The organism is Paenibacillus terrae, from assembly GCF_000943545.1.
GTDB classification, from domain to species: domain Bacteria; phylum Bacillota; class Bacilli; order Paenibacillales; family Paenibacillaceae; genus Paenibacillus; species Paenibacillus terrae_A.
The window spans coordinates 1-7375 of sequence record NZ_JTHP01000135.1; the positions used below are offsets into that span (position 1 = coordinate 1).

At 41.2% G+C, this 7375-nt stretch carries 9 protein-coding genes and 1 pseudogene; 7 read left to right on the plus strand and 3 right to left on the minus strand.

Annotated features, from left to right (window positions below; genetic code table 11):
- From QD47_RS33570 to QD47_RS28835, 7 genes and pseudogenes are all read left to right on the plus strand, one after another.
- Positions 1-132 (plus strand): annotated as a pseudogene (locus QD47_RS33570) (P22 coat protein - protein 5 domain protein); the annotation flags it as partial.
- Between the two features lie 97 nt (positions 133-229).
- On the plus strand, positions 230-448 hold the full coding sequence (locus tag QD47_RS28815; RefSeq protein ID WP_044649357.1) for a hypothetical protein: 219 nt from the start codon (positions 230-232) through the stop codon (positions 446-448).
- A complete protein-coding gene (locus QD47_RS28820; protein ID WP_044649358.1) occupies positions 441-752 on the plus strand; it encodes a phage head-tail connector protein in 312 nt (103 codons plus the stop codon). Before QD47_RS28815 ends, QD47_RS28820 begins: the two co-directional genes overlap by 8 nt.
- Positions 752-1033, plus strand: coding sequence for a hypothetical protein (locus tag QD47_RS28825; RefSeq protein ID WP_044649359.1), 282 nt, complete (start codon positions 752-754; stop codon positions 1031-1033). Before QD47_RS28820 ends, QD47_RS28825 begins: the two co-directional genes overlap by 1 nt.
- 4 nt (positions 1034-1037) lie before the next feature.
- The gene (locus QD47_RS28830) at positions 1038-2189 is read left to right on the plus strand and encodes an Ig-like domain-containing protein (RefSeq protein ID WP_044649360.1); all 1152 of its coding nucleotides are present in this window, start codon (positions 1038-1040) and stop codon (positions 2187-2189) included.
- A 64-nt stretch (positions 2190-2253) separates the two neighbouring features.
- A complete protein-coding gene (locus QD47_RS33830) occupies positions 2254-2379 on the plus strand; it encodes an SHOCT domain-containing protein (protein ID WP_268794278.1) in 126 nt (41 codons plus the stop codon).
- Between the two features lie 90 nt (positions 2380-2469).
- Positions 2470-4092, plus strand: a complete 1623-nt coding sequence (locus tag QD47_RS28835) for a recombinase family protein (RefSeq protein WP_044649361.1) — start codon at positions 2470-2472, stop codon at positions 4090-4092.
- A gap of 29 nt (positions 4093-4121) precedes the next feature.
- Here the strand turns inward: QD47_RS28835 and QD47_RS32785 are convergent, their stop codons facing one another.
- From QD47_RS32785 to QD47_RS33575, 3 genes are all read right to left on the minus strand, one after another.
- A complete protein-coding gene (locus QD47_RS32785) occupies positions 4122-4409 on the minus strand; it encodes a hypothetical protein (RefSeq protein WP_044649362.1) in 288 nt (95 codons plus the stop codon).
- 259 nt (positions 4410-4668) lie between these two features.
- On the minus strand, positions 4669-5091 hold the full coding sequence (locus QD47_RS28845; protein WP_044649363.1) for a hypothetical protein: 423 nt from the start codon (positions 5089-5091) through the stop codon (positions 4669-4671).
- A 4-nt stretch (positions 5092-5095) separates the two neighbouring features.
- Positions 5096-7375, minus strand: a 2280-nt coding sequence (locus QD47_RS33575; RefSeq protein WP_044649364.1) for a hypothetical protein, incomplete at its 5' end; no start/stop codon positions are given.

Sequence of the window (7375 nt, forward strand, 5' to 3'; positions counted from 1 at the left end):
GGGCAAGTGGATTCAGTGGAGGCGTTCAGACCAGAGAAACAATTTTCAGATGCGGTGAAAGGGTTACAAGTATTCGGAGCTAAATGTATTAAGCCCGAAGCCATCGCTGTACTTACAGCCAATAAGTCATAATTGAAAATGGATGATATGAGAACACATTATAATAGAAGAAACACGTTCAGGGTGTCCGTTTTAGATGCCCTATTTTTCATTTTTGGAGGGTGATAAGATGTGGTTTTTGAATCAAGAAACAGGCTGCACATGGGAAGTCACAGATCAGGAATTGGTGTTGAGGTTACAGGCCAGTGGGCATTATGAACAGGTGAATGAGCCTCAACAAAATGAAACTGAAGAAGATGAAACTGTAACGAAAGCTCAAACTGTCAAGAATATGAAACGTACCGCGAAGGCACAGGTAAAGGAGGAACAGGAGCAAACACATGAGTGATTCAATGATTTTACTTAAACGGCTTCTAGCTATAGAGCCAACAGATATATCTAAAGACGATATCTTGATTCACTATTTGAATAAAGCTAGAGGGAATATTCTGGGCTATTGTAATGTGGCAAACCTGCCTGTGGAATATGATGACGTTATGGTCGATTATGCGATGTATCTCTATAAGAATAGGGATTCGACGGGGCTTATAAATAAGCAGGAAGGTGAACGCTCAGTCACCTATGAATTAGGCATTCCTGAAAGTATCCGGCTTGCTCTTCCTTTACCTAAAATCAAGGTAGGGACGGACTGATGTTCTACGATACGAAGCTGGAGATTTTGGATCATGCTGATTTGAAACCTGTCCAGTTGATCATGGCGGATGTACAACCTTATCGCAAAAGCTTTTCCTTTGAAGATGGCTACACACTGGAGACGACATATCGAGCTTTCTGTCCACTGGAATCCTTATTGCAATCGAATTCCTATGTTCGAATTGGCAAGGATGTCTTTATTATTTTGGATATGAAGGATTGGAGTGATTACGTGGAGTTGTACCTGTATCGCTGTAAGCCGGATTTTGCTTGGAGGTAGAGGAATGACAAGGAGCTTAGAACCGATGATGGATTTCTTTCTGCGAGAAAAAGGTGAGCTTGTATATATCAATAGTGTAAAGCAGCTTGCTCTGATTCGAGATGCGACAGATACCATTCAAACGAGCGATGACAAAATCATTAGAGCAGCAACACCCTTACATACAGGAGATATCGTGGATTATCGCTATGAACGATATTTAATTACCAGTCAGGTGGATCAAAATGAAAAGTCGTGTCGAGGCAGGATGCGAAAATGTAATCAACGGCTAGCTTTAAACTGGGATGGACAAGTGGAATGGTTTGATGCTGTGGTAGAAGCCAGAACGTTTTCAACGGAAACAGGTAATGTTATCTCCATGCCAGAGGGCAACATCCTGGTCAGTCTACAGGACAACGCAGATACGAAGGGCATTACATTAAGCCAACGATTTTATATGACTCATCAGCCATTTAGAATAGTCGGAATGGATCGCACGATGAATGGCATCATCCAGTTAAGCTGCACATTGGATAGCATTAATACAGCTTATGATGACGTGGAAAATAATATTGCGGACAAATGGAAGTACGAGATTGCTCATACCTACGCATTACATATCAATCAGGGAACGATAGCTCATGTGCTGCTCAATGAAACAATACAGTTAAATGTAACCGTTATGGATAATGGAGATGAGATAGCCAATCCGGAAATTACCTATATATCTAGTGACCCAAGTGTGGTTAGTGTAGATCAGCACGGTCAGGTTATGGGCATTGCTTTGGGACAAGCAAGTATCACCGTAAAATTAACTTATCACCCTACAATATTGAGTACGATTGAAATGAGAGTCGTCGAAAAGGGAACGCATATCTATTCGATAGCCATTATCGGCAATTCAGTTCTAAAAACAGGCCAAAGCGCCTCATACGTTAGTCATATCTATGATCATGGAGTGGAAGTGTTTGACCAGGCGGTGGAGTGGAGCCTACAGAATCAAGATGATTCAATTCCGATCATGGGGAGCATAACAGCTAGTACAGGAAATAGTGTAACCATAAAAGCAGGAAGTAGTAGTGGGGCAATCAACAAAGCATTAATATTAACAGCCACATTAGTAAGCGATCCTAACATTGCCATAGAAAAGACCATTAGCCTTAAGAATTTATTCTGAGCTTTATATCTACCGGCTTGCCTTAGAGGTGAGCCATTTTTTATTTCAAAGGAGCCACATACATATGCAACGAAAATCCATCGACTACCTACTCAGTCTGAGCCTATTGAAGCAATTGAGATCACAAAATGTCATTACAGAAGAAGAGTTTATAGCGATTGATGAGCTTAATAAAAAGTCTTTCAAATAGCTATAACATGGGCAGAAATGGACTTGATGATGTGCCGAAAGCATTATACCATGTGACCGTATAAAGAAGATATGGAAGGGAGAAACACCTATGGCCCAAGCCGCAACTGCAAAAAAAGTCGTGATCGTTCCCATTAAAACGATGGACATCGTAGAGGGAATCCAACCGATTCAAAAGAAGAAAGTCGCTGCCTATTGCCGAGTCAGTACCGATTCCGAGGAGCAAAAGGAAAGCTATACCAATCAGGTCAATCATTATACCCAATACATTCAAAACAACTTGGAATGGGAAATGGCGGATATCTATGCCGATGAAGGAATCACTGGAACCAGTACCAAAAATAGAACGCATTTTAATCGCATGATACAGGATGCTCGAAACGGTAAACTGGATCTGATTCTGGTCAAGTCGATTTCGAGATTCGCCAGAAACACCTTGGATTTATTGAAATATGTACGGGAACTCAAAAGTCTCGGAGTTGCTGTATTCTTTGAACGAGAGAATATAAACACACTGGATACCACAGGTGAAGTATTACTGACCATTCTGAGTTCTCTTGCACAAGACGAGAGCCGAAACATTTCTGAAAATAGTCGATGGGGCATATTACGTGGCTTTCAAAACGGCAAAGTCTTCTGCAACACGAATCGCTTCCTTGGCTACGATAAGGATGAACATGGTGAACTGGTGATTAACGAGCCAGAAGCAGAGATTGTACGGCGCATATATGAGGAGTATTTGGATGGGAAAAGCTATCAGGCGATTGCTAGAGGATTGATGCGAGATGACATTAAAACAGTCACGGGTGGCGATACTTGGTGGGATTCCTCCATTACCTTAATTCTGACCAATGAGAAATATTACGGAGCTTTACTACAACAAAAGACGGTAACGGTAGATTTTCTAACCCACAAACGAATAAGGAATAAAGGACAGGAGCAGCAATATTTAATTGAGAATAACCATGAACCGATTGTATCCAAGGAACTATTTGAAGCGGTGCAAAAGGAAAAGGAACGGAGGGCCAAGCTGAAAGGGAGTGTGATGGGGGAGAGTAAACGATACTCCAGTAAATATGCACTAAGCAGCAAAGTGTATTGTGGATGCTGTGGAGCCATTTTTAAACGCCGAACCTGGAACAGCAATAACCCATCCAAAAAAGTGGTATGGCAATGCAAAACGTATGTCAATGAAGGGAAAGCAGCCTGTGATGCCAAATCGGTTGATGAGCAAGCTTTACATTCCGCGTTTGTACGATTGTTCAATCGGATGTATGAGAATAAGAAAGGATTCATGAAGACGTTGAAAGCCAATATTGAATCGGTGCATTCCAGCAAAGTAGGGCAAGAACCGCTATTGGACATCGAAGGACAGATGCAACAATTGAAATCCGACCTGAAGGAATTAGTGAATCTTAAGCTACGGAATCAGATTGATGAGGCCGTATATGAAGAAGAAACAAACAGGCTTTCCAGTGAACTAAACGAGCTACGACAACAGAAGCTGACACTAGAGCAGGAGCATGAACAGCAAGCGAAAATCAAGGAACGTGTCGATGAAATTATCCAAGTACTAAACTTACGGGAAGATGTACTGGAACAATTTGATGATAACCTATTTAATGCGTTGGTGGAGAAGATAACCATTCTCTCACCAGCGCGTTTTGTTTTTACCTTGAAAAGTGGAATGGACATAGATGAAATATTGGACTAGAGAAACCATAGGCTGAAACGATCAATAGGCTAGAGAATATTTGTGGAGTGCATGACGGGAAGAATCAATCGAATCCCGTCTTTTACTCCTTCCATGTAGATGGATTGCTTATCCTGACTTAGCTGATAGCCTATGGCTTCTTCCCATTCCGATAGCAGACGTTGAATATCTTCGTTTTGGTTAATTTTAAATTGCTCCATTTGAGTGAATAGATTTTTGTCTTCTGGAGAACTTGGAGCCTGTTGCTCACTGGCTAATTCTAATTGATAAAAACGTTGGCGTAATGCTTCTTGAAACCAATCCGGCCAATCTGACATTGTATGTTTCCCTCCCGTGGTTGAGTGTGTGTATGTTAACTCTGATGGGGAGGGATGGCAAGTTATTGTTTTCATCTAGGAATTGGGACTCATTCGGCTAATTGACTGCTGATTTTTGGCATAAAAAAAGCACATTCCTACTCGTATCTCAAGTGGGAGTGTGCCTTTGAAAGGCTATCAAGTATGTTAAGTTGTTTTGCATATGCGCTAATATTGTAAATTAAATTTACCCGAAATTATTGACATACCATTGATATGCTTATTTGAATCCTTCTAAACCATGATATGGATTCGAAATATTTTCACCAACTTCATCAATTGTATCTATTATTTCTTTTAATATTAATTCATCTATATCCCTATCTTGATTTATTGAATCTTTAATTTTTTGAAAGCAATTCTTTAGTCCAAGGTTTACAACGATTGAAAGAATGATATCTACATCATCATAAGAATCAGTGTTCCATAACCTGCAAAGAGCCTTATCTGTACCATCTCTTACTTCACTTTCCAATAACTCGTAGGTCATAACTTGTCTATCTGTTAATTGGCTAAGAATTAATAAAAAATCCTTTTCCTCAATTTTCCCAATATCAAATTCATTCAATACGTTTTGAAACATCAATGCTAATGTTTCTGTTGGTAATACATCGGGTAAATTCTCAATTTCTTCAAGATTCATTTTTTTATTTCCCCTCTATTGGAATGTGAACTTCATTTAAGGATTGATTTTTAGTCCAAGTTCCATCAGTTTTTAATTGTTTATTACCTATTTTTATTTGTCCAGTCCAACGTGTGCCTGATACTGATCCAGGGTACTTACTTGCAGCTATAGGATCTGGTGAATGCCATCGAATAATTGCCTTCTGTCCATCAGCCAGTAAAAATTCATACTTTGCTCCATCTTTAATTGTACTTGTTGGAATAAATGTACTTGACGTATCTGGGGGAATCATCGATTCTAAATTGGATAAGCTAATTTCCCCATTTTTCAGTAGATCTTGTGCCCCTTGTCTAGCCTGGTCTCTTGTTAAAGTCTCTATAGAGGAATTTACAGACCTAGTATTTTCTGATTTAACAATTTCTTTTTCCTTTTTTAAATATTCTTTTATATTTGAGGCTTTTCTTGCATTTGTACTCTTAGCTACATTATATATGACCTTCTTTTGAATTTTACTATTTTCTTCTCTAGCTGCCTTGGAGGCAGTCTCTCGTAGCGTTTTCCTTGCCTGTTGATCCTGTTGTTTATATTGGTTTTTCGTTGTTAACCTTTCATTTGGTTGTGGTTTGTAGCCTTTGTTTTCAAGAGTTTGGTTATTTTTTGGGGTAGATATGTTTTCTCTAGCTGCTATTTCTTGTCTCGCAAATACTTCCTGGACTCTTACTTTTGCACTTATTCCAGAAGAAATATTAAAGAATCCTTTTCCTCTACCCAGTTTTGAAAGTATCCCCTTTAATTCTTTAGTATTGTCCACACCCCCTCGACCACCAACCATAAGAGGGTTTTCTGTGATAATAGCATAGAACATCCATTTTTTCTCTTCTTCGGATACTCCTTGCTTCCTAGTTAGCATGAAAAAATCGCCGGGATAGTTATGCTTCCATTCACTATAGTATTGGCGATCCGGTTCACCGTCACGAGTACGTACAAGACCATCTTTTCCTCGATAACTCCCCGGTTTAAGTTTGGGTGTAAAGTCTTCGGTATATGCTGCCCTAAGATAATCCTGCCAGATTCTTTCGTAGTCTTCTTCTGTCAGTTCTGGTGGCGCAGCTTCTTTTTTTGCTTTAAGGGCAGCTTTAGCTCTAGCTTCTTTTTCTGCTTTAAGAGCAGCTTCAGTTCTAGCTTCTTCTTTTTCTTTATAGTCCCTGAGCATTTTATCCCGAACGCTTTTAGGAACTTGCTGATAGGCATGAGCCATAGCATTCGACTCTTTCAGCAGGTTCTGAACCAGTTCCAATGGGCCACCGGAATCAGCCAAATGACGCGCACTCGTATATGCTTTTCCTAAAATCCACTTGCTATAGTAAGCTTGTTTAGCTTGCTCATGCTCATATTGACTGATTAGTCCTTGGAGTGCTAAACCAGCCAAGTGTTTGAGCGGGTGCAACCCCGTTTCTTTACTGCCTCCAACCATGGGCGTTCCTTTACTACGAATAGGGATGGCTCCAGTTGCTTGTAACATCGTTGCTGCCACTTTACCTGCTGGCCCACCCACCGTATTCAACATCACACTGGCTACGTTCCCAACTACGGGAATGGAACCTAATAGCTTGGATATCGTCCCCATAAAAGCATGGGCCTGTTGAAGCGCTGCTGGAGTCGTAACTTTTGCTTTAGGAGTAGGGGCTTGGCTGCTCTTGGCTGTTGCGGTTTGTGCGGCCTCATATGCTTTGATGCTCATTAACGGCGGTTCAGGGACAGGAGGGAGATCAGCTACAAAAACGGGAGCTTTTACCGTACCTTCCTGATAAATTACCGGGGCTTTGGTATCCGTCTCACCATCCAGCACCATGCTACTTTCTCCACCTTTTAGATACAGCGCCGTTCCAGCTTCCAGCGACAGTTCCTCACCTGCATCGAGCTTCACATGACCACCCTGAATCTGTACATCCCCCGGACTGTTGATGGTGATGCCCGTATCCTCGTGCAGTGTAATGGAAAATCCATCGGAGGTAGAAAGGGTCAGTTCTTGCTCAGACATTTCTACGCCGCTACCTTGCACATGTTGCCATGCCTTCACATTCGGCTGTCCATTTGTGTGGCGTTGTTGTCGTAGCGAATCCGTCACATAGGCATCCTGTTCGCGATTTGTTGGCAGATACAGTTCTACTTGTTCCCCGATCTCAGGCATATCGTACCAACCGCTATGTTCTTCGGCTACATATCGAGTCGCCACGAGAAACCAGCAGGCTTTGGCAGGATCTTGCTTCGGGTCGATGTCCAGTTGAAGATGTACGAAATC

What these genes read in the sequence shown, in the direction of transcription:
- QD47_RS28835 (WP_044649361.1), top strand. Translation starts at nt 2,470, where the DNA reads ATGGCCCAAGCCGCAACTGCAAAAAAAGTCGTGATCGTTCCCATTAAA.
- QD47_RS28845 (WP_044649363.1), bottom strand. Translation starts at nt 5,091, where the DNA reads ATGAATCTTGAAGAAATTGAGAATTTACCCGATGTATTACCAACAGAA.
- QD47_RS28825 (WP_044649359.1), top strand. Translation starts at nt 752, where the DNA reads ATGTTCTACGATACGAAGCTGGAGATTTTGGATCATGCTGATTTGAAA.
- QD47_RS32785 (WP_044649362.1), bottom strand. Translation starts at nt 4,409, where the DNA reads ATGTCAGATTGGCCGGATTGGTTTCAAGAAGCATTACGCCAACGTTTT.
- QD47_RS28820 (WP_044649358.1), top strand. Translation starts at nt 441, where the DNA reads ATGAGTGATTCAATGATTTTACTTAAACGGCTTCTAGCTATAGAGCCA.
- QD47_RS28815 (WP_044649357.1), top strand. Translation starts at nt 230, where the DNA reads ATGTGGTTTTTGAATCAAGAAACAGGCTGCACATGGGAAGTCACAGAT.
- QD47_RS28830 (WP_044649360.1), top strand. Translation starts at nt 1,038, where the DNA reads ATGACAAGGAGCTTAGAACCGATGATGGATTTCTTTCTGCGAGAAAAA.
- QD47_RS33830 (WP_268794278.1), top strand. Translation starts at nt 2,254, where the DNA reads ATGCAACGAAAATCCATCGACTACCTACTCAGTCTGAGCCTATTGAAG.